Here is a 20844-nt window from a genome sequence, read left to right on the forward strand (position 1 = left end):
ACTTCTAAACAGTGGAAAGTCATCCTCCGACTCAGGTACTATAGTGGAAAGCCTCTATTGGGGCTGGGAAGGGGGTGGTCTTATGGTTAAAACATGTGACATAACCAAGGCGGGGGTGGCGGCTTCTTAGCCGACTCGACCTTCGCCAAGGATTCGAAAGAATTCTGCACATTTAAAGGCGGCTCAAAAGGCCGCCTTTCCTATTCCAAATTTCTGGTCCTCGCATTTAAGTTCTAAGCCTCCTTTAAATATACGAAATTCCGATAAATTCACAGCATGAGTGACGATCAAAACGGCGTGAATGACATACCAGATTTTTCTGGGTTGATAGACTTTGAGCAAATCGAAGAGGTTGCGCGCGTCTTTTTTGAAGAGTCCAAAGAAATTTTGGACGGCTTGGATTCACTTATCATGCGTCTGGAAGAATCTCCAAACGACGTTGAACACATCAATGTCCTATTCCGCAAAGTGCATACAATCAAAGGCAGCGTGGGATCTGTTCCAGGCGGACAGCTATTAGCCTCTTTATCGCATGAGTTCGAAGCTTTGCTAAATCGAATCAAGCGGGAGTCCCAAACTGTCACGAAAGAATGCATTGATTTATTCTTACTTAGCTCGCGCTTGATGAAGCAATTGGCGGAAACCCTTCGCGAAAAACGCGAAATGTATCCGGAAGAGCTCAGTGAGGTGATCGAAACGATCACTCGTTACAATGGCTTTGAGTTTTCCGGTGTGGCACCAAGAAAAACCAAAAGAGCTGCTGTTAAACCGATCGTCGCTTCAGGTGATGAAGACGGCGTGTGGATGTCCAATAAGCAGCTTAATGAAATGTTGCGCTTAAGTGGCGAACTTTTGGTTTTAAAGAATTTTTTCTCGATGATGAATCAAACGGTGAACTTCCGCTCGCAACCCGAGTTGTTCGAGCGCCGTCAAAGCGACTTTTCGCAAAATCTGACCAAGATCACGGATCAATTCCAGTCTCACCTGCAAGTTATCCGTAAAGAGAAGGCCGAGGATTCATTCCAAAGTATTCCAGTACTGGTCAGGCAGACTGCCACGGAACTTAATAAAACAGTTCAGTTGCAAATGGTGGGCTTGGATTTCCTAATTGATAAATCCCTGGCCAAAGATATTTCTGAATCCTTGGTGCATCTGGTGCGAAACTCGATCGATCACGGGATCGAAGACCAATTCGAACGTGCCGTTGCAGGTAAAGATTCCATTGGCCAATTGACGATCGAGATGAGTGAGAAAAATGGCACCGTCTATGTCGTTATGAAAGACGATGGCAAAGGCCTTGATCGCGAAAGAATTTTGCAAAGAGCGATCACCAATGAACTGGTGAAACCTGAAGACGTGGCCACCATTTCGGACGAAGAAATTTATAAATGTATTTTCGAGCCGGGATTTTCCACAAAAGAGAAAATCACTACTGTTTCAGGGCGCGGTGTAGGGATGGACGTTGTTTCTACGTTGGTGGAAAAGTACGGCGGTCACATTTCAATTTCCACGCAAATGGGGGCTGGTACAACATTTACACTGGTCTATCCGGCAGTGTCTCACATTTTGGTCGAGACGGCGATGGTGGCAAGCTGGAATAACTTTCAAGTGGCTGTGCCGTTGACTTCAGTTGCTCATATTACTTCATGCAGCAGTCTTCAGTTGAATTACGTAGAACGCTTCCGTTATTGTCAGTTCCATAACCAGACAGTTCCTTTGATGACTTATCAAGAGATTCGACAGGGGCAAATGCTGTTGCAGGAATCTGATGTCGCACGTCACACCGCGATCTTTATCAGAATCAAAGATTCTATTATTGCTTTACTGGTGGATCGCGTGGAAGCGCAAACGGATCTGGTAGTTAAAGGATTTGGTGGAATTATCAAGGCCCAAAAAGGCTTTAAAGGATTCTCGATCCTGGCTGATGAAAAGATCACTTACATCATTGATCCAGAGCAAATTCTGGCTATGCTTGGCCAATCTGTAACTTTGGAGGCGGCAGCATGAGTGACTTCTTTGGTGACGATTTTACGGTCGAGCTAAAAAAGTATTTCCTGGATGCCACTTTGAAAGAAGTGGAATCCTTCATCGACTTGATTGATGAAAGTACATTGCAAAAAGTGACAGTCGAGATTCGCGAAAAAGCAGAATCTTGGGTGGTGGATGCAAAATCCAACGAATTTACTTTCTTAGAATCTTGGCTGACCGATTTTAACGCGAAAACAGATTCCTTGGATTCCGCCGAGCAGATGATTAAGGCGTTGAGCCTGTTGCAAAAATATCTCGCTGCTTTATTAGTTGATGGTAAGGACAGTGCAGAACTTGCTTTGCAGTTTCCATTGGTGGCCCAAAGCAGCCGCGAAGCTCTTTTCCTTCATTGTAAAACTGGGAGCCAGCAATTTGTGGTTCCTATTATAAATGTGATTGAAATCACCTCATCGCTTCCTATGTCTCCGTTGCCAGACTTACGTGAAGGTCTTGCCGGAGTGATCCCATTCAGAGGCGAAGCGGTTCCCGTGATTGACTTAAAATCATACGGATTTCATTCTGTAAACACGAATAAATTTTATTACGTTATCTGTGAGCATGCCGGCACACGTTTTTCATTACAAGTTACAGAGACTGATGAACTTTTAAGTCTTAAAGACAAAGATATGCAAAACTTAAGTGATCATCCCACCATGCTTACGGTACCTTTCATCAAGCAATTTTTCGTTAAGGAAGAGCACAGTGTGATGGTACTCGATATTGAAAAATTGGTGGCTTAATGAATTCACATTATTTGTTTCCTGGTAAGCACGCGGCCTTTAAAGAAGAGACCGTTATTTCCACGCTGTTGGGTTCTTGCGTTGCAGTTGCGATCTATGATCCGACAACACGAATCGGCGGATTAAATCACTATCTATTGCCCGATGCGCAGCCTAATGAGCGTGCGAACTCTCGTTATGGCAATCACGCCATCCAAATGTTGGTGGAAGATTGCGTAAAGCTGGGTGCCAATCGCTCGCAATTAAAAGCGAAAGTCTATGGTGGCGGAAACGTTATCAGTGTGTCTTCTTTGGGAGATGCCATCGGTAAACGTAACATTGAACTTGCCGAGAGCATGTTGCGTGAAATGGGTATTCCCATAACCGAGCGCAACGTGGGTGGCGAATCTGCGCGCACTATAAAATTTAATACGGCTACTGCGGATGTTTTGCATAATCAAACAAAAGAAGGCGGCGCCGACAGTCCTGTCGACGTGTCTGGTTTTAAACCTTTGGCGGTGGCTAAAGGTGTGAAAGTTTTGGTAGTGGATGATTCAGCCACAGTGCGCACGTTGTTCTCCAAAATCTTCACCAGCAGTGGTTTGGAAGTTGTAGGTGCAGCAGCTGATGCTTATCAAGCCCGCGATTTAATTGTTAATAAAAAACCTGATGTGATGACTTTGGATATCGAGATGCCAAAGATGTCAGGAGTTATGTTCCTAGAAAAAATCATGAAGCATCATCCGATTCCGGTGGTGATGGTTTCTTCTCTGGCGAATACCGGGGAGGCCGCGCTTAAATCTTTGGATTTGGGTGCAGTAGAGTTCGTACATAAACCGTCACAGTTTGATCCGCAAGTTTTAAAGGAGCTCGCTGAAACGCTGGTTATGAAAGTGCGTGCAGCAGCATCTGTGAATGTGATTAAAAAGTTAAAAGAAACGCCGGCTTCAGAAGCCCGTGTTTCTGTTCCTACGAAAGCTGTTCGTCGTGCAGCCGAGCTTAAAATCGTTGTGGTCGGTGGCAATGCTGGCAGCGCCGATGCACTGGAACAGTTTATTGCAACTCTTGCGGCGGATACTCCGCCAGTTGTGGTGTCTTGCAGTACTGTTGCGAATTTCGTGACGGCATATATTTCTAAAGTAAAAGCGAAATCCAAAGTCACACCAGTTGTGGGTAAGGATGGGGATTTCCTTAGAATGGGTCACGTCTATTTTATTCCGTCAGAACATCACGGTAAGATTGTTACGGGTCCCCAAGGTCCTGTTTTGAAACTTGAGAAAGGCGCGCCTGTGGCGTCTCAGTTGCCTTCCAGTAACGTCCTATTCCAATCTGCTGCGAACTCCTTTGGAAAAGGTGTCTTTGCGGTTCTGTTGGGTGGATTTGGTACTGATGGCGTTAACGGCCTGACCGAGGTGCAAAAACTTGGTGGCGCAAGCGTCGTACAGCATCCAGAAGAAGCTCAGTTCCCTTATGGCCCGCAAAAAGCGATTGAGCTTGGCGTGGCAGATGAGGTATTAAAAGCTGAAGCTTTGGCTGCGTACTTGATGCAATACCGTAACCAAAACCTATATTAACCGCACTAAAAGCAATTTCACTGCGGCTGATAACTTATTTGAGTTGGGAGGTCGCGGTGGAAATTTTGAATTTTGTTGCTGGTGAGTTTAAGGCTTCCGGAAATTCAAAGACTTTTGCTAAATACTCTCCATTTGATGGTTCGCAATTGGCTTCGGTTGCTGATTCCGATGCGATGGATGTGATTCTTTCTTTGCAGAGTTCGAAAAAAGCTTTGGCAGGATTTGAAACTTCCACTCCAGAATCTCGTGCAGAACTGTTGAATAAGCTTGCGGCCTACCTTGAGCAGAATGCTTCAGAGATCGCTTATCAAGAAGCCCTTCATCAAGGCCTACCTCAGAAATTTGTTTTAAAAAATAGCGTCCAGGTTTCCATTTCTATCCTTCGCGAAACGGCGAGTGATTTGTTAAAGCCATTATCTGCAGGTAAAGTCGTTAAAGCTTCCGGGCTGATTGGAATCATCACTCCTTGGTGTTTGTCTTTGCGCCTGGTGACTGAGCGTTTGGCGCCAGCGTTGGCCGCAGGTAATGCCGTTATCATCAAAGTTTCTGAACAGTCTCCGATCACTGCAAAAATTTTGGGTGAAGCGTTTAAAGCCATGGAACTCCCTTTGGGCTTGGTACAAGTTTTAAATGGGGGAGCAGAGGTTGCACAAATTATCGCAGGTCACCCTGGGATTCGTGCGATCACGGCTGCGGGTAAATCCTCGACGATGGAAGCGATTGCCAAGGCAGCCCTTCCTCAAATGAAAAAGCTGCAGCTTGGTGGCGGTGCTAAAAACGCTGCAATTGTTTTGAATGATTTTGATTTTAAGAATCGCATGGCCGAGATCATGGCGCCGTTCCTATTGGGACAAGGTCAGATGTGTTGGAATATGACTCGTCTGTTTGTGTTGGATTCCTTTGTTAAGGAATTCAATGAAGAGCTTAAAAACTTTTTGGCGGATTTGAAGCCGTTGAATTCTCCTGAAGGGGATTCCATCTGGACGCCATTGATTTCCAAAGATCGTGCCGAGATTTTAAATCAAAAAACTCAGTTCGGTATTTCGGAACATGGAAAAGTTTTTGCCCAACCCTCAAAAGATGGTGCAGGAAATTTCGTCAAACCTACATTCATGGCGGACCTTCCAAATTGTTCCGTCATGCAACAGGATGAGTTGTTTGCGCCTTTGTTCCTGGAAACATCCGTTAAATACCAACATGAAGCAGTGAAGTGGACGAATACGAGTTATCTGGGTCATTCTGCCATCGTATGGGGATCTGAAGAGAAGTTTGCCAAGGTCGCTGAAAAGTTGGATGTGGGCCAGGTGTCTTTGAATAAGTGGCTGGTGAATGAGCCCCACACTGTGTTCGGTGTGAAGCAATCAAGCTTTGGAATTACTGAGATGTCTTGGTCGGGATCATTTTATTCGGACGTAAAAAAGTTGACGATAGCGCCATAACGTCAAAGTTGTGACGAAATGGCATGTCGATTTGTTGACGCGATTTAGTTCAAAATGTGCGTTCTTGCACGAGTTTTGACATCACAATGAGAGCAAAATGCTTCCTCAGTAATTTCGGAAACGTTGCGATCAGACACGTGTCTGAGTTCGAGGACGGTGCCGCAAAGTATGCAATTGTTTTGGGAAATTATAAACTCGCGGTGCTTGGGACTATCAGTTTTCTCGAAATAATTGATCTTCGTTTCTTCCATTTTTATCTCATCCTTGAGCTAAGCCCCTACATCCATGCAGGGAAGCAACAGTGTGCCAATGCAAGAAGCGTTCACAGACTTCGGTCGAGAGGCCACGCTTGAAGCCCGCTTCCCTAGAGCTGCAACTTCGCGACACACCATCCGTGGTTCACCGTCGCCGGCTGCGCCGGTTCGCGCATCCATGCGCCGACGGAGGTCGCTGCGTTTCAGCCCTAGGGAAGCGGGCTTCAATCGTGTCCTCTCTCCTAGCTGTTCTTTTCTTCGCACGGGCAAACTCATTCTTCCTTTAGGAAGAGGGATTCGAGTTGCAGAAATAAAAATGGCGCGAGGACTTCGCGCCATTTTGTTTTTTTAGAAATTGAGAAGGGGGATGGGGATTATAGGTAGCTTGTTTTTAGTTTTGATTCGGATTCGTAGCGTTCGAAGGCTAGCGTGATTAGTTTCGTTACTAGGTCTTTGTATGCTAGGCCTGTGGCTTCCCACATTTTTGGGTACATTGAGATTTTTGTGAAGCCTGGGATGGTGTTGATTTCGTTGATATATAACTCGCCTGTTGGTTTTAGGAAGAAATCTACTCTTGTTAGGCCGTCGCAGCCCATGGCTTGGTATGTTTTTTTGGCCATGTCTTGAAGGCGTTGTAGAGTTTCGCCTTGGATTTTTGCTGGGATTTCTAATAGTGCTCCGTTGTCGTCGATGTATTTGGCTTCATAGGAATAGAACTCATGCTGAGGGATCACTTCTCCAGGCAATGAGGCTTCTGGAGCGTGGTTGTGGCCCATTACTGAACATTCTACTTCACGGCCTTGAATGAATTCTTCGGCCAATACTTTGAAATCGAATTGGAAGGCGTCTTGTAGTTTTACTTTGAAGTCTTCGGCTGATTTGATTTTGTGTACGCCTACGGATGAACCTGCGTTTGCTGGTTTGATAAAGAATGGAGTACCCAGGTTCTTAACGATTTCGTCGTAATTATTGTTTTTGTAGGGTGTTAGCAGCATGTAGCGTGCATTTGGAATTTTTGCGTCTGCCAGAATGTGTTTCATCACGGCTTTATCCATGCCGGCTGCTGAAGACCAAACTCCGCAACCTACGAAGGGGATATTCACCATTTTAAAGATGCCTTGGATTGTTCCGTCTTCGCCCATTGTTCCGTGCATAATCGGGAATGCGCAATCTACAGAAGTTTTCGTGGCGTTCTTCAATGAATAAAGAACCGGTTTACCCAGGTCGCAGATCATGGCAACAGGTTCTGCATTTGGGGGCAACGCTTTGTCATCGATTTTAGTTACTTGAGAAAAGACCGCCATGTCGGGGAAGCGGTACCATGTTCCATCCGAGCTGATACCAATCAAGATCGGACTGAATTTTTCTTTGTCCAAAGCGTCTGCTACGTTTTTAGCGGAGCGAAGGGAAACTTCGTGTTCTGCTGATTTACCACCGAAAATAAGTGCGATTGTCTTTTTCATTTTAAGTCCGTCCGTGAGTTAAAACATTCTAAATAATAATTGTTGCAGCGACGACGAAGCAACGCAGGGAAATCTGCGAGGGCATAGCACTTAGGCCCATTCAACCAATTCATGGGCAAGACCAAAGATACCGGCGAAGACTTCGTTCGGTTTTGCGTCGCCGTACATGTATGCTGGTGTTGTAACCACTTTTGTTTCGCGGTCAGAGATATAATCGTCCACTGGGCATTCTTCGTGTTGTGCACCGGTTTTTTGAATCTCTGCAGCTGTAGCGGCGTCATCACCGATTGTCAGCGTGACTTTTTTCTTGCCCAAAACTTTTGCCAATAAAACCGGAGCAATACAACATGCACCGATGGGTTTGCTGGCTTCAAAGAATTCCAGAATCACGCGTTTAACTTCGGGATTCACTTCGCAAGCCGCGCCTTTTTCAGCCCAGTTGCAAAGATTCTTTGCCGCACCAAAGCCACCCGGAAATGCTAAGCCATCAAAATCTTTTGCGTGAAGCTCAGCCAAGGATTTAACTTTGCTGCGAGCGATGCGTGCAGACTCAATCAGAACATTGCGTTTGCCACCTGTCGGAGATTTTGAAATGTGATCGACTTCGACAAGATCGATGTCGGGAGCAAAACAAGTGATTTCAGCTCCGGCTTGGTTCAAAGCGATGAACAAGCTAACTGTTTCAGTGATTTCTGAACCATCTAAATAACCGCTACCAGAAAGAACGACTGCGATTTTTTTCATAAAAAAACCTCCGGGAGATTTCACTCTACCGGAGGTCGTAAGTGTTGGCAATGAAGTGGTGACTAGTTCTGGGTGGTGTTACGTTGAAAATTCTTAAGACGGTTGCACACCGTGACTAAAACTTTTGTGGTTGAATTCGGAATCTGTACAAGACCTCGCGAACAATAATCCAAGACACGAGGCAGGAATGGCAGATCCGGAGTCATAGAAATAGTGTAAGTCACCTTTTGCTTTTCCGTTGTCGTTCCGGTTTTCAAAAGAATCGACCAATCGAATGTCACTTTTTTAACGTTCAGTTGACAGTTGGGAAGTCCACCACAGTTTGATTGCTGTTTAATAAGGTCTGGAGCAGGACGAACTTCTGTTGTTTTAGTAAGATTCGCGCACTTGATTTCGCAGGAATCCACTTTCAACGTTTCCTTGCAGTACTTTTGCAAGTCATCGGTCATGATACAAGAGTTTGCGAGCATCAAAACTCTTTCAAAACCCAAAGTCATTTCGTAATCGTCACCCAAGGTTTTTACATCACTCTTTTTGGCCAAAACGGATTTCGCTATTGCTAAAGCCGCACTGTCAGTGGATTTGGATTTCTTTTTTGAAGCAGTTTGCACAGGGTTTGAATCTGTGGCGTTGCTTTTCATAACGGAGCGGTGATCTTCACGTGTTGACTGCGAGGAATTCTCGCCCGAGATCACGGCTGTTTGATACAGAAACGTATAATCATATTGATCTGTGGTTTCAGTGATATTCGATATCGTGATTCCCTCTTGCAAAACCAGGCGAGGATCCATCGTATCGATTTGCTGTTCAGTTTCCTGAAACAAGAAATCACCTTTTAGCATTGTCAGGGGACTGACGGAACCCCAGCCATCAACCAAAGAGCTGCTGACTTCCTGAGCTGTGGCGGGAACAGCTTTATCTTCAAGATCTGGAGTTTTCATGCAGGACAAGGAGCCCGCGACCACTGCCATAGTTAAAACTTTAGGCAGCAGTCTTTGCAAATTTTTATTCATATTGAATCCCAACCCCAAACCCAAAGATTTAAAGGCATGATTTTTTCAAATTTAGCGACAGTCTCTTCTTTAAAAATTCCTATCGCGCGATAGTCAATAGGACCGAACAGCAGGCGGACCATATCGGTTTCATGTGTGATCGTGTATAAATCCTGACCGATACCAAAAACAAAGTGATCGCCTTGTTTTTCCAAAACGAAATCAGCAACGCCCTCAGCGCGGAAAGCGCGTTTAATTTTCGCTGACAGTTGCTCAAAGTTTACGATTTTGATCATTCCTAAGAAGCCGCTGTTCTTAGTAACATGGCGTGTTTCCAGTTCACGAATCAGATTTTGGGAATGCTTAGGGCAGATGATGGTGAACGGAGTGCCTTTTTTCGCACGGATAAAGCTCAACAATGAAAGAAGTTTGCTGGTTGAACCACCCCATTCGTGGATGTAACCACCCAAATCAATTCCTTTGCCTTCAATAGCATAGGCTGCCAGCTGGCCATTTGGTTCCCAGGCTGTGTAGATTTGAGTTTGTGGAATGCTTAAGAATTTACGAGTTTCTTCGATCGAACGAACGGAGTTTACAGAATGTTGCGAATATAGGCGGTAAATTGCATCCGGAGCGATTTTAGAATCAGTTGAAAACGAGAGGTTACTGACAGGCATGTTGAAGTTGTCTTCAATAACGAAGCTGATCTCGCTTCCAGCCAATTCAAAGCCCATGCGGCGATAAAAATCGAAAAGATCGGTCCAAAGAATCGCGATATCACAGGATTGTTCCTGCGCAGATCTTAGGCAATCTTTGATAACCGTTGTGCTAAGTCCCTGGCCACGATGCTGATCATCCGTTACGACCGAGCCGATGGCTGCGACTTTATAGATCACATGGGGAGACTTAATAATAAGAGGTTTCAATACGGCGTGGGAGAGGACTCGTTCCTCGTCCGCTATAATGCGCATATTGTGCAAGTTGTTAGGAGTAAACGCCGTTGGATACTCGGCAGCAATAGACCAAGGAGCTTCAGAACGTAGTTTTTTATTCAAAAAATCCAAAACCTGGGGAAGCTCAGTTTCCCTTGGTGAGCGTGGTCCTTCCATGAACCCTCCTTTTGACAATCTCCTCTAGAATAGCGGGATTTGGGGCTGGACCCCAGTGATTCGACAAATAAGGGCCTGAAAATGCGACACAAGTCCGGAAGGTCAGTTTGACAGAAGGGGGTAAAGCCTTATATTTAAGGGCGTATTAGGGAGAAGTCATGGCTGATAAGGGTTCAAAATGGTCGGAAAACAAACCGGGTAAAGTATTCGTGGATCAATCTTGTATTGCCTGCGATGCCTGCGTTTTGACGGCTCCAAAGAACTTCTCCATGCACGAAGAAGACGGTCATGCCTTCGTCTCCAAGCAACCAGAAAGCCCGGAAGAAGCTGAATTGGTAAAAGAAGCTATCGAGGGCTGCCCCGTTGAAGCAATTGGCAACGACGGTGACGAGTAAAAAGAAAGCTCCTCTCGAGCAGACTATTTCCCTTTTAAAGCGCTATTATCCTGACGCTCATTGTGCTCTAAACCATCGCAATCCTTTTGAATTATTAGTTGCCACGGTTTTATCTGCACAATGCACTGATGAGCGTGTGAACATGGTGACTCCCGCCCTTTTCGCGAAATATCCCACTCCAAAAGCGATGTCGAAAGCTCCTTTAGGCAGCTTAGAAAGCCTGGTTCGTTCCACGGGATTTTTTAAAAACAAAGCCAAGAATTTGAAGTCTGCTGCCACTGATTTGGTGGAAAAATACGATGGCGAAATCCCTCAGGATCTTGAGGCTTTGGTCGGGCTTGCGGGAGTGGGCCGAAAAACTGCGAATGTGGTATTGGGCAACGCATTTGATATCCCTAGTGGGATCGTGGTTGATACGCATGTCACACGCTTGTCGAATCGCTTGGGGTGGGTAAAAACCGAAAATGCTGTGCAGATCGAAAAGATTTTGTGCAAAGTGGTGCCAGAAGACGATTGGATTTTGTTATCGCATTTATTGATTTCACATGGTCGAGCTATCTGTAAGGCGAGAAAACCAGATTGCGCTCACTGCTTCCTTGAGACGACTTGCCCGAAGCGGGGAGTCTAGGCACAATGATCACATGTTTGTTTCATTCTTTGAGAGCGTTAAATACGTAGGACACCTTTTGCCCATTTCTTTCTTAAGAATATTCCTGGGTTATTACTATTTAGAACAAGCTTTGCAAAAATATCGCGGCGATTTTTTAACTCGTCCACGCATTGCAGATCAAATCGCAGAGTGGTTGCCAACCAGCCATGCACCGAATTGGTTTAAAATTTTTGCGAGTGCGCAGATGATTCCTAACTGGCAAACAGTGGCTTTTATCATCGTGGGGCTGGAGTTTGCGATCGCGATTTCTTATATCATCGGCTACGTCGTTCGTCCGATCGCTTTGATCGGCATGCTTTTGTGCGTGACGATGCTTTTCATTTCGGGGCCGGGACACGAAGACTTTTACAAAACATTTCTGGCGATTCACCTGATCTTGGCGTGGGTGGGAGCAGGCCGTTGTCTGGGACTTGATTATTATTACTTCAAACGCCGCCGTGGTATCTGGTGGTAATGTTATGAAAAATTTTATCGTTTTTATCGCAGTGGTATTTTTAGGATTATTTTTGGCACTTTTGAACCGCACGGAAACAAATACTTCCACAGGTGCTATGCCCACGTTGCGTGTTTTTGGTTATTCATCCTTCACGGGAAAATTTGGCCCGGGTCCTTTATTGAAAGCGGAGTTTGAAAAATCCTGCAACTGCAAATTGGAGTTTATCGAGGGCAGTGACTCGGGAATTCTACTTCAACGTTTGAAAATTGAAGGTGAAAGCTTAGGGGCGGATCTGGTGATCGGTCTTGATCAGTTTGATATTTCCAAAGCAACTGCGGAACAACAGTGGCGTAAAATGAATCTGGGTGATCTGAACGTCTATGACGTGGTGAAACCGGCCTTGGCGAATAAATTTTTTGTTCCTTATGACTGGGGTGCTTTGACGTTTGTGATGCGCGCAGGAGAGCTTAAAAAAACTCCGGCAAAAATCGATGATCTTTTAGACCCTGAATTGACTAAGAAAATTTCTTTGGAAGATCCTCGTACCAGCTCGCCAGGAATGCAGTTCTTGTATTGGTTGGTAAAGTCAAAAGGCGAGGAAGAGGCATTTCAGTTTTTACAAAAGTTGATGCCACAGGTTCATAGCTTTTCTCCGACTTGGTCCGCAGCGTATGGTCTTTTCACTAATAAGCAGACGAAACTTGCTTACTCATATGTCACGTCTCCGCTGTATCATGAAATCGAAGAGAAAAAGAAAGATTATCAAGCGATCGTTTTTGCCGAGCCTTTGCCGGTGCAATTTGAATTCATGGGTATTCCTGAATTTTGCCGTCACTGCGAGCTTGCTGAAAAATTTGTAAATTTGATGCTTTCTCCGGCTGGTCAAAAAATCATTATGGAAAAGAACTATATGATGCCAGTGATGAAGGGGGTTCGTGATGGAACTCCTTTTGCGACAGTCCCTGAATATAAATCCGTTCCTGGATTTGAAATCATGCCTACGGCCGAAGTGGATCGCCTGTTAAAACGTTGGACTGAAGTTCGCCGAGGCAATCTCAATTGAGTTTGCGTAAACTTCTTCGCCTAGCTTTGGTTGTATTTCTGCTGTTCCCGTTTCTGTTTCTGCTGACGCAGTTCAGACCTCAGGAACTCCCGGATATGGCCGAAGTGTGGTGGGCTTTTAAAAATACTTTCATTCAAGCTTTGCTGTCTTCGGTATGCTCCCTGTTTTTGGGAATCTGGGCTTCATTTGGGATTCTGAATTTTCCCTCAGGAAAAAGCCGCTTGCGTCTGGTTTTGGAAGTGGCATGCCTGGTTCCAAACTTTTTGCCACCGCTTTTTATTCTGCTTTCCGTTTTGAATGTCGTGGATCCATTTCCCATGGGAGTTTTGGGGATTGCCCTGGTTCACACGGTGATGAACTTTGGTTTGGTCGCAGTTCTTTTTACCAGCATTGTTGAAAGCAAAGTCGGTGGGGTGGCCGAGCTTTCCTATGTTGAGGGGGCGAGCCGTTGGCAGTTTATTTCCAAAGGACTGCTCCCGATGCTTAAGAAAGACCTTTGGCTTCTGGGACTGTTTATTTTTGTCGTTTGCTTTGGCAGTTTTTCTGTTCCGTTGATTGTGGGCGGAGGCAAAGGGACGACGATTGAAGTTTTGATCTATGAAAAGATCCGCTTGTCCAGTGATTGGGGTGGCGCGGTTTTCCTGGCGGCTTTGCAGTCGCTGTTTATTTTCGGGTTATCTTTGATCGTCGGTCGTGGCAAAGGCAGCACGGCCACTCGCTATGCGAATTTAAGTTTGCTGCGCACTCGGACGGGGATTGCGATCATTGTTGCCATTTCTTTGATGTATTTAACAGGCTATGTGCAGGGGCTTATCGCCGGCTTTGGAATGATGTCGACGCTGTACGAATACCAGTCAGCTTTGGCCTGGAGTTTTGTGGGAAGTATTCTGATTGGAATGACCGTCGGAATTTTCTGCTATGCCGGTTTGATGTTGATCGCCTTTTGCTGGCCAAAATCCTGGTTCGACAAATTTTTGAATGGATATGTGGCGCCAAGTACTTCACTAGCTTGTTTCTGTCTGCTGATTTTAAGTCCCAACGAAGGTATCTTTCCTTTTGTTAAAATACCTGTTGCGCTGGTTCTCTTAAGTCTGAACGGCTTGTTTCGTATGGGTTGGGACAGTGAACTGCGCTCTTTGGATTCGCAGTTGAATGTGGCCTATGCGATGGGGGCTTCTCCGGTGCAGATTTTTAAAGAGATCATGTTTCCGCAGATTTCTGCCAAGGCGGGAATTCTTGCGGGTATCGGTGCCGTTTGGGCTTGTGGAGATTTTGCGGTTTCGCGCATTCTGGCGCATCGTGATTTAAGTATTGCGATGATGACGGAAACTTTGATGTCGAGTTATCGCCTGAATCAGGCAACGGTTTTAAGTCTTTTGATTATCGTTGCTGGAATAATTTGTTTTGCTTTATGTGTGGGGGGAAGTCGTGTCCTTCGTCGAAAACTTACGCCGTGATTATGGTGACTTTAAAATTGATATTCCTCGTTGGGAGATCCTGGATCAGGGGGTGACCGTATTGTCAGGCCCTTCCGGCTCTGGAAAGACCACCGCTTTTAGAATGCTTTTGGGATTGGAAGATTGCCCAGGAATGAAGTGGACCTTTGATGGTCAGGATTTGGCGAAACTAAAAACTCCAGATCGCCGATTGGGCGTTGTATTTCAAACTTTGGATTTGTTTCCTCATATGACGGCGCGGGAAAATATCCTGTTCGCAGCCCGTGCCCGCGGGATTCCCGAAGAGAAAGTCAGAACTCGTCTTAAAGACCTGACTCAAAGTTTGAAAATGGAATCTTTCTTAGATCGTTCTGCTTCGATTATTTCCGGGGGTGAAAAACAGCGTGTGGCTATTGCCCGGGCCTTGATGGGTGAGCCCCGCCTGTTGTTATTGGATGAGCCATTTTCAGCTTTGGATCAGGAACTTCGTGAAGACAGTCGTCGCTTGGTTAAATCTGTCATTGAAGCGGAGAAAATTCCCACGCTTTTGGTAACTCACGATCCTAAAGACATCGAAGTCCTTGCGAATAAGGTTTTCTATATCCGCAACGGCTCTATCGTTTCTGAAAGCTAAGTGCATAATTTATTTTGCAGACCGATTTCTGTTCGATTGAATGCGGAATAAATCAATATTCATACAGACAACTTGCTCGGCATCGCCGTAGCTTTCAAGGTTGTCTGAAATATGCTTAATCCACTCTTGAAGTTCTCGGCGAACTTTTTTAAATCCTGATTCGGAAATAGACATTGGAGCTGTAAACATCATTTCTTCTTCAGAAATAGAGTTCGCTCTGTCAATTGCGCGGAGTCGCCAGTTGGTCTGATGTTGTTTTAAAAATGGGGAGCCTTTGGGGACAAAGGTTCGTTGGAGTCCAAGCTGGTAAAACAATCCCGTCTTTTTTATTAGCTGTCTTTGCAGTAAAAATTCAATGACCGTATTGAGTTCACCGGCTTCGTACTCGGGAAATGCTTGGTGAATTTCTTCGATAGTTTTGCCTTCGCCCAATGAGCAAAACAGTCTTATCCCAGAGTAAACCCACGAAGAATAGAATTGGCTTTTTTCGGCGTCGGTAAGCTCGGCACTGTTGGTGACGACATTGGCAATTTTCAAGGACTCCTGCCTGATCTTATCCAGCTTTTTTTTAAAGTGCTTTTTTACTTCGTGGTGAGAGGCACGCTCTGCTTCGATCAATGCTAGCCAATATTCCATTTCAAGTTCTGACCAAGAGAAGAATCGCCCAATCAGATAACCTTGATCTACGGTCATTATTTTTATGCCGGAAAGGAACTGACTAACTTGAGGTGAAGCGACCCCAAGGTGCTCTGCCATCTGCTTCACTAATCCGCGACCTTTTTGTGGGTGCATCTGGATATAGCTTTTCAATAACGAAGAAGGGCTTAAATGGGTAAATATGTCGAGATTTTTAGTCATTATAATATAAGTATATTAAAATACTTAAGATTTGAATATAGCCCATAGGCTAATAATTAAGTTATTTATTAATAACAAATCTAACGACTCAAATGCGGCAATGCGCTATCTTCCAGCCATCGAAACGAGATGAGTTTGGTTCGGAGGAACGGTGAAGCAGCGATCTGAATATTTTAAAAAGATTCTCACCAATGAATATCAGAGAAGACTTCAACAAACTGGCAAGTACTCGTTTCGAGCTTTTGCTCACAGTCTAGAAATCGATCCTTCAAGCCTTCACGACATCATGAAAGGTGAGCGGAAAGTGGGAGAGAAGGTCATACGAAAACTTGGTGAAAAAATCGGGATGACCTTGGCTGAAGTTGAAGAGCTTCTTGCCAAAAAGTGAAACGGTAAAGGGCAATTATCGGCAGTTCGACAGAGGCTTCCAAAAAATGCCCACAGCAAATTTCAGATATTGAGAATGGTGTGGGCAAAAATATGGTCAGTAATTTGAATATGTTTTTAAGTCAGTACCCATTAAACAAAAACCTTAAGGAGGTTTCTATGAAAAAAGCAGTTCTTTCTTGTATCGCCGCGATGACTTTGGTTTCTACTGTAGCTCACGCATCTGAATATACGTGCCTTGGTGTCGATGAAAACAACGGTCTCGCTCGCGTAAATACAGAGGTTGATCCGACTCAATCAATTAAACCTTTCGGCCATGTTAAAGGCCAAGAAGTCCGCTTGATGGAGGATGATGGTCATCTATCTCTTAACATTAAAAAAGCAGATGGAACGATGATCATTATCGTTGCAATGCCCGGCGGTCTTTTATTTCAAGACGGCACCATTAATTTGAGCTGTGTTAAAGGTCGTTAGTTTTTATTGTCGCGGGGATGGTGAGAAATACTGTCCTCGCGGTCCGGCATTTGCTTTAGCCAATACTAATGCGGGAGACGCGCAATGAGAGGCTTTACAATGAGAACTGTTGTCTATTTTATTTACAGCTTCATTGCCCAATTTGTCATAGGGCTTTCTTTGGCCCATGCCGCTGAATCAGCATCTTCAAAAGAAAAATCCATAAGTAAGGAATTGCCCGCCGTTTACGATTCTGTTGGAAATATGAAACGCCAACTAAATGCAAGCAAGGTGGATGGTCGAAAAGAGTTCCTCAGCCCTTCCGTCGCGATGGGTGGGCCAGGCATGGATGGTGGTGGTGGCGGCACGGTACTGACCTCTGATGGTCAGCTGCGACTTTTGGATTTAGCTCTTGCTGAACAACTTCCCTTACGACCTTTTGAGAACTCCAGCTATCTAGATATTTTAGCTCCCATGGGGTTCTACGTTCGCAACGTGGCGCGTGTTGTTCCCAATCGCTCGTTCTTTGCATGTGGTGCTGAGCTCCTAAGACGCCAAGATAATGTTTTACTGAATTCTATAAAACCCGAGGGTCTTGATGTGATAGTTGTTTTTACCGAGGTGCCTTTAAGTCAGAAGGAGTCTCGCCTTGCGCAGGTAGTATTTGAGTCACCCAACGGACATGGCTACCCTTATGAGGCGACACAACTGCCGAAAGATGCGTTAGCAAGTCCGAGCTTGCCAATCAGCTATCAAAGGCCGGTGGCTTCCTACGCAGCTCAGTCTGTAGATAGTTTAGGATGGTTCCCTCGACAAACTTTATTGGTGAACTCGCAACTCTATAACAAATTGTCGTTGCAAGATCGTTGTGCTTTGCAGGTTCATGAGATCTTTAGATACCTTTCTAACTCCGGTAAACTTGAAGATCTGGATATATCTCGGTTATTGACGAGACCCTTGGGGACGCAAGAGATTCAGAACTTAACGACTAAAGTTTCGCATTTGCAAACTGTTCGTTTAGATGAAATTCCCGCGACGGATCTTTTCAAGGGACTGAGTATTTCTCAGCAAGGAAGTATTGCGAATCTTATGAACCTTGATGCTGACTCAATCAGACTTATTGAAAAATTGATGATTTCTGCTGGGCTAGTTAAAAGTGAAGTTGGCAGCAATGGATTTGCGGATCAAATGAATATTCTGAAAAATGTAGAACTTCCGCAACGAGTCGCACCGATTGAAGTTATTATGGCCGAGACAAAATACGAAGACTTGACCCCTCACGGGCAAGCGCGTTTTCGTTATCAGCAAGAAAAACTTAAAGGGAAAGTTTTAGATTTAAGAAAATTGATTTCTGAATAAAATCACGCCGATAATGGTTAGATTGTATAGCGCTGAACCATTTCAAGCAGCGCTGTTTTCTTAACGGGCTTCGTTAGATGCTCTGTGCATCCGGCATCCAGTGATTTCTGAATATCTTCAGCCATGGCATTCGCACTGACCGCAATGATTGGAACTGGTTTGTGGTGATGGGTCTTTTCCCATTCGCGAATCTTGCGAGTGGCAACATAGCCATCCATCACCGGCATCTGAATGTCCATCAGGATGATATCAAAGTTTCCGTTCGTAGCTTTTTCAACAGCGACAGCGCCATTTTCTGCCTGCACGATATCAAATGGGAATTTCTTTAAATACGTCAATAGCAAGAAGCGGTTGTCTTCGGTGTCGTCGACGATCAGGATGCGACCATTACGGTTGATATTCTGCGCGATTTGCGGAATTCCTTTTGATTCCTCAAATGGACGGGGTGCTTCCACCACGGAATCCGTGGGAATGTATGGAACTGTAAAGGCAAAAGTACTTCCCTGGTTCTCGCGGCTTTCAAACCAGATCTTACCACCCATAAGCTCAACTAAGTTTTTCGAAATTGTCAGGCCTAAACCGCTGCCTCCAAATTTACGAGTGATCGAGCTGTCGGCCTGAACGAAGTTTTGGAACAGAAGATGTTGCTTATCCTTAGGGATACCTGTCCCGGTATCGCGAATTTGGAACAGGACATTCTTTTTAGTTTCGTCTTCAAACTCGGCGGTGACGGCGATCTCTCCAGATTGAGTAAATTTGATCGCATTCCCGATCAAATTAAACAGGATCTGGCGTAAACGTGTTGGATCTCCGATGATATGTGGTCGTTCTCCATCCAGATTCACAGTCAGATGGAAATCCAGATTTTTCTCGGCCGCCTTTTGTTTCAAGATATCGCAAATGTTCTTCGTCGTCGCAATCAGATCGAACGCAATTTTTTCGATACGAACTTCGCGGGCTTCGATTTTTGAGATATCCAAAATATCATTGATCAAGGAAAGCAGATTTTCACCGGCGTTCGCGCAAACTTGAACCAATTGCGCCTGCTCCGGTTTTAAATCCGATTCTGAAAGAATATCTGTGATACCGATAATCGCATTCAGCGGGGTGCGGATTTCATGGGACATACGCGCCAAGAATTCCGATTTAGCCTGAGAAGCTTTGACCGCTTGCTCCCGGGCTTGGATCAGGGCTTGCTCGCTTTGGATACGATCGGTGATATCTGTTCCAACGAATACGAACGTCAGATCTTTCGAAGTTCTGTTCGGTAAAGCCGCCCAGTTCATCAGAATAGGAATACGATGTCCATCAACGTTCGTGATCTCGGCCTGGATACTGTGGCGGGTTTGCAAAAGCCACGTGTAGTTTTTAAATTCTGGCTGGGCATGTATCAGATTTTTTAAATCCACCTGAGAAACTTGATTAGGGGAAAGACCCAAAAGCTTCAAAGCGTATTCATTGGCCTGAGAAATCATGTAAGACGACTGGCGCCAGTCATCATGGTGGATGACTTTTACGATGAACAGGAAGGCTTTGATGGATTGGATGACGCTATCCAGGAACTCTTTGGATACGGTGGTGGTTTCAAGACGATCTGCGAGCTGATTGTACTTGGTAACGAGCATCCCGATCTCGTCGCGCGATTGATAATTGATTTTTTGAGTCAGATTGCTGGTACCCAGTTTTTCCAGACGGTCCGTCAAAAGCTGAATTGGCTCAACCACTTTTCCGGTCGCAGCGAACGTCGCAAAGAAGAACAGGATAAAGATGAGGACGGCCGCGGCACTCGATGCAATCGCGATACGGTCCAAAACTGCAAAGGCTTCGCTTTCGTCAATTTTCGTTTGAATGTACCAAAGCTCACCGTTGGGAAGATAGATCTTACCGATCGAACGAATGACCTTCTGATTACGATAGTCTGTTCCTAGCTCCCGCACCTCGCTGAGGTTTTCAATTTTCTTGATGTCCTCGTCCCCGCGATTGCTGGCTGGAGTGTTCGCCTGGGGGGGAGCACCTTCGACATCTTCCGTACGGAAACGACCGGTATTGCGCAAGCTCCAGTCCTCACCGTAAATCAGCGTTTCACCAGTTTGACCCATACCGTGTGTCGCCCAGGCAAAGTTATCACTGGTAATACGATCGATTTCAGAAATAGAAATCTTGATAACCACAGCTCCTAGAAATTTTCCGCTGCGAATAATCGGCGAGGCGACATAGCCCGTGGTGAATTTGACACTGACCGGATCTTTTTCGAAATCCAAAAATAGTGTGGAACCTTCTTGCGCTTTTTGGGCCCAGTTAAACAGATCTTTAAGTTTTGCTGTCCCCGGTGTTTCATCGAAAACGGAAATTCCGTCATCGAAATCTTTACGAGTGGTGTATAGCACTCGACCTTCAGGATCGATTAAGGCCATGTCGTAAATGTTGAAATCTAAAACGTAATTGTCCAATAAGCGGCGGAATTCTGGAAAAGATTCCGCGTTTGAAGATTGCAAAAGGTTATCGGTCAACTCATGGGAAGAAATCAGGTTGATCGCCATCTGCAAATCGCGGAAATAGTTTTCAATAGCTGTGGTTTTTGCGATACGAATTTGCGTCAGACGCTCATAGGTACTATCGACGATCGTTGACTCCACGATTTTCAAACCGATCAAAGCAACGACAAAGGTGGCCAAAAACACCGAGACGAGATTAAAAAGGAAAATTCTTAAACGTAAAGTCACCTTAGTATCAGTGATACAGAGTGAATCCATATCAATCAACGAGTAGTTATTTGTCCCTCTGAAAACAGGTCGTTTTTCTATGGTTGTTAGATTTTTGTAACGGGGATG

The 20844-nt window shown here is 45.1% G+C and carries 19 protein-coding genes; 13 read left to right on the top strand and 6 right to left on the bottom strand.

The genetic code is table 11. The features are described from left to right. Positions 1-276: 276 nt before the first annotated feature. Genes DOM22_RS02530 through DOM22_RS02545 form a run of 4 tightly spaced genes read left to right on the top strand, consistent with a single transcriptional unit; the run spans position 277 to position 5760 of the window. The gene (locus DOM22_RS02530; protein ID WP_142698877.1) at positions 277-2007 is read left to right on the top strand and encodes a chemotaxis protein CheA; all 1731 of its coding nucleotides are present in this window, start codon (positions 277-279) and stop codon (positions 2005-2007) included. Next, the gene (locus tag DOM22_RS02535; protein ID WP_142698878.1) at positions 2004-2768 is read left to right on the top strand and encodes a chemotaxis protein CheW; all 765 of its coding nucleotides are present in this window, start codon (positions 2004-2006) and stop codon (positions 2766-2768) included. The genes DOM22_RS02530 and DOM22_RS02535 overlap by 4 nt, the downstream gene beginning before the upstream one ends. After that, complete coding sequence (locus DOM22_RS02540) at positions 2768-4321, top strand: chemotaxis protein CheB (RefSeq protein ID WP_142698879.1); 1554 nt, start codon at positions 2768-2770, stop codon at positions 4319-4321. The genes DOM22_RS02535 and DOM22_RS02540 overlap by 1 nt, the downstream gene beginning before the upstream one ends. 56 nt (positions 4322-4377) lie before the next feature. Beyond that, positions 4378-5760 (top strand): aldehyde dehydrogenase family protein, encoded by a 1383-nt coding sequence (locus tag DOM22_RS02545; RefSeq protein WP_142698880.1) that lies wholly within the window; start codon positions 4378-4380, stop codon positions 5758-5760. Between the two features lie 628 nt (positions 5761-6388). On the opposite strand, the gene DOM22_RS02555 is transcribed toward DOM22_RS02545, so the two are convergent. The 4 genes from DOM22_RS02555 to DOM22_RS02570 form a co-directional block, all read right to left on the bottom strand. Next, positions 6389-7477, bottom strand: coding sequence for a D-alanine--D-alanine ligase family protein (locus DOM22_RS02555; RefSeq protein ID WP_142698882.1), 1089 nt, complete (start codon positions 7475-7477; stop codon positions 6389-6391). Between the two features lie 90 nt (positions 7478-7567). Beyond that, entirely contained in the window at positions 7568-8221 is a 654-nt protein-coding gene (gene elbB, locus DOM22_RS02560; protein ID WP_142698883.1) for an isoprenoid biosynthesis glyoxalase ElbB, read from the bottom strand. Between the two features lie 62 nt (positions 8222-8283). Next, positions 8284-9234, bottom strand: coding sequence for a hypothetical protein (locus tag DOM22_RS02565; protein ID WP_142698884.1), 951 nt, complete (start codon positions 9232-9234; stop codon positions 8284-8286). Beyond that, a complete protein-coding gene (locus tag DOM22_RS02570; RefSeq protein ID WP_142698885.1) occupies positions 9231-10322 on the bottom strand; it encodes a GNAT family N-acetyltransferase in 1092 nt (363 codons plus the stop codon). The genes DOM22_RS02565 and DOM22_RS02570 overlap by 4 nt, the downstream gene beginning before the upstream one ends. Before the next feature lie 158 nt (positions 10323-10480). Between DOM22_RS02570 and DOM22_RS02575 the strand changes: the two genes are divergently transcribed. The 6 genes from DOM22_RS02575 to DOM22_RS20015 are packed head-to-tail and all read left to right on the top strand — an operon-like array spanning position 10481 to position 14956. Beyond that, entirely contained in the window at positions 10481-10717 is a 237-nt protein-coding gene (locus DOM22_RS02575) for a ferredoxin (RefSeq protein WP_142698886.1), read from the top strand. Next, positions 10695-11345 carry an endonuclease III gene (gene nth, locus DOM22_RS02580; protein WP_142702076.1) on the top strand — a complete coding sequence of 217 codons (651 nt, stop codon included), beginning with the start codon at positions 10695-10697 and terminating at the stop codon, positions 11343-11345. Before DOM22_RS02575 ends, nth begins: the two co-directional genes overlap by 23 nt. A 13-nt stretch (positions 11346-11358) precedes the next feature. Beyond that, entirely contained in the window at positions 11359-11841 is a 483-nt protein-coding gene (locus DOM22_RS02585) for a DoxX family membrane protein (protein ID WP_142698887.1), read from the top strand. A gap of 4 nt (positions 11842-11845) precedes the next feature. Beyond that, complete coding sequence (locus tag DOM22_RS02590) at positions 11846-12886, top strand: thiamine ABC transporter substrate-binding protein (protein ID WP_142698888.1); 1041 nt, start codon at positions 11846-11848, stop codon at positions 12884-12886. Further along, complete coding sequence (locus tag DOM22_RS02595; protein ID WP_142698889.1) at positions 12883-14343, top strand: ABC transporter permease subunit; 1461 nt, start codon at positions 12883-12885, stop codon at positions 14341-14343. Before DOM22_RS02590 ends, DOM22_RS02595 begins: the two co-directional genes overlap by 4 nt. After that, a complete protein-coding gene (locus DOM22_RS20015) occupies positions 14315-14956 on the top strand; it encodes an ATP-binding cassette domain-containing protein (protein WP_142698890.1) in 642 nt (213 codons plus the stop codon). Before DOM22_RS02595 ends, DOM22_RS20015 begins: the two co-directional genes overlap by 29 nt. Before the next feature lie 9 nt (positions 14957-14965). On the opposite strand, the gene DOM22_RS02605 is transcribed toward DOM22_RS20015, so the two are convergent. Continuing rightward, positions 14966-15814: a TIGR02147 family protein gene (locus DOM22_RS02605; protein ID WP_142698891.1), complete on the bottom strand. Its 849-nt coding sequence runs from the start codon at positions 15812-15814 to the stop codon at positions 14966-14968. 151 nt (positions 15815-15965) lie between these two features. On the opposite strand from DOM22_RS02605, the gene DOM22_RS02610 reads away from it, so the two are divergent. The 3 genes from DOM22_RS02610 (at position 15966) to DOM22_RS02620 (ending at position 18013) form a co-directional block, all read left to right on the top strand. After that, positions 15966-16202: a helix-turn-helix domain-containing protein gene (locus DOM22_RS02610; protein WP_142698892.1), complete on the top strand. Its 237-nt coding sequence runs from the start codon at positions 15966-15968 to the stop codon at positions 16200-16202. Positions 16203-16360: 158 nt separating this feature from the next. Continuing rightward, positions 16361-16675 (top strand): hypothetical protein, encoded by a 315-nt coding sequence (locus DOM22_RS02615; RefSeq protein ID WP_142698893.1) that lies wholly within the window; start codon positions 16361-16363, stop codon positions 16673-16675. Positions 16676-16759: 84 nt separating this feature from the next. Continuing rightward, a complete protein-coding gene (locus DOM22_RS02620; RefSeq protein ID WP_142698894.1) occupies positions 16760-18013 on the top strand; it encodes a hypothetical protein in 1254 nt (417 codons plus the stop codon). Positions 18014-18030: 17 nt separating this feature from the next. Here the strand turns inward: DOM22_RS02620 and DOM22_RS02625 are convergent, their stop codons facing one another. Then, the gene (locus DOM22_RS02625; RefSeq protein WP_246845820.1) at positions 18031-20766 is read right to left on the bottom strand and encodes an ATP-binding protein; all 2736 of its coding nucleotides are present in this window, start codon (positions 20764-20766) and stop codon (positions 18031-18033) included. Between the last annotated feature and the right edge of the window lie 78 nt (positions 20767-20844).

Origin of the sequence: Bdellovibrio sp. ZAP7 (assembly GCF_006874645.1) — a bacterium.
Classification (GTDB): Bacteria; Bdellovibrionota; Bdellovibrionia; order Bdellovibrionales; family Bdellovibrionaceae; genus Bdellovibrio.

Bases quoted from the DNA above. Each gene is read 5' to 3' on its own strand.
- DOM22_RS02530 (WP_142698877.1), top strand. From the start codon at position 277: ATGAGTGACGATCAAAACGGCGTGAATGACATACCAGATTTTTCTGGG.
- DOM22_RS02535 (WP_142698878.1), top strand. From the start codon at position 2,004: ATGAGTGACTTCTTTGGTGACGATTTTACGGTCGAGCTAAAAAAGTAT.
- DOM22_RS02540 (WP_142698879.1), top strand. From the start codon at position 2,768: ATGAATTCACATTATTTGTTTCCTGGTAAGCACGCGGCCTTTAAAGAA.
- DOM22_RS02555 (WP_142698882.1), bottom strand. From the start codon at position 7,477: ATGAAAAAGACAATCGCACTTATTTTCGGTGGTAAATCAGCAGAACAC.
- elbB (WP_142698883.1), bottom strand. From the start codon at position 8,221: ATGAAAAAAATCGCAGTCGTTCTTTCTGGTAGCGGTTATTTAGATGGT.
- DOM22_RS02565 (WP_142698884.1), bottom strand. From the start codon at position 9,234: ATGAATAAAAATTTGCAAAGACTGCTGCCTAAAGTTTTAACTATGGCA.
- DOM22_RS02570 (WP_142698885.1), bottom strand. From the start codon at position 10,322: ATGGAAGGACCACGCTCACCAAGGGAAACTGAGCTTCCCCAGGTTTTG.
- DOM22_RS02575 (WP_142698886.1), top strand. From the start codon at position 10,481: ATGGCTGATAAGGGTTCAAAATGGTCGGAAAACAAACCGGGTAAAGTA.
- DOM22_RS02585 (WP_142698887.1), top strand. From the start codon at position 11,359: ATGTTTGTTTCATTCTTTGAGAGCGTTAAATACGTAGGACACCTTTTG.
- DOM22_RS02590 (WP_142698888.1), top strand. From the start codon at position 11,846: ATGAAAAATTTTATCGTTTTTATCGCAGTGGTATTTTTAGGATTATTT.
- DOM22_RS02605 (WP_142698891.1), bottom strand. From the start codon at position 15,814: ATGACTAAAAATCTCGACATATTTACCCATTTAAGCCCTTCTTCGTTA.
- DOM22_RS02615 (WP_142698893.1), top strand. From the start codon at position 16,361: ATGAAAAAAGCAGTTCTTTCTTGTATCGCCGCGATGACTTTGGTTTCT.
- DOM22_RS02620 (WP_142698894.1), top strand. From the start codon at position 16,760: ATGAGAGGCTTTACAATGAGAACTGTTGTCTATTTTATTTACAGCTTC.
- DOM22_RS02625 (WP_246845820.1), bottom strand. From the start codon at position 20,766: ATGGATTCACTCTGTATCACTGATACTAAGGTGACTTTACGTTTAAGA.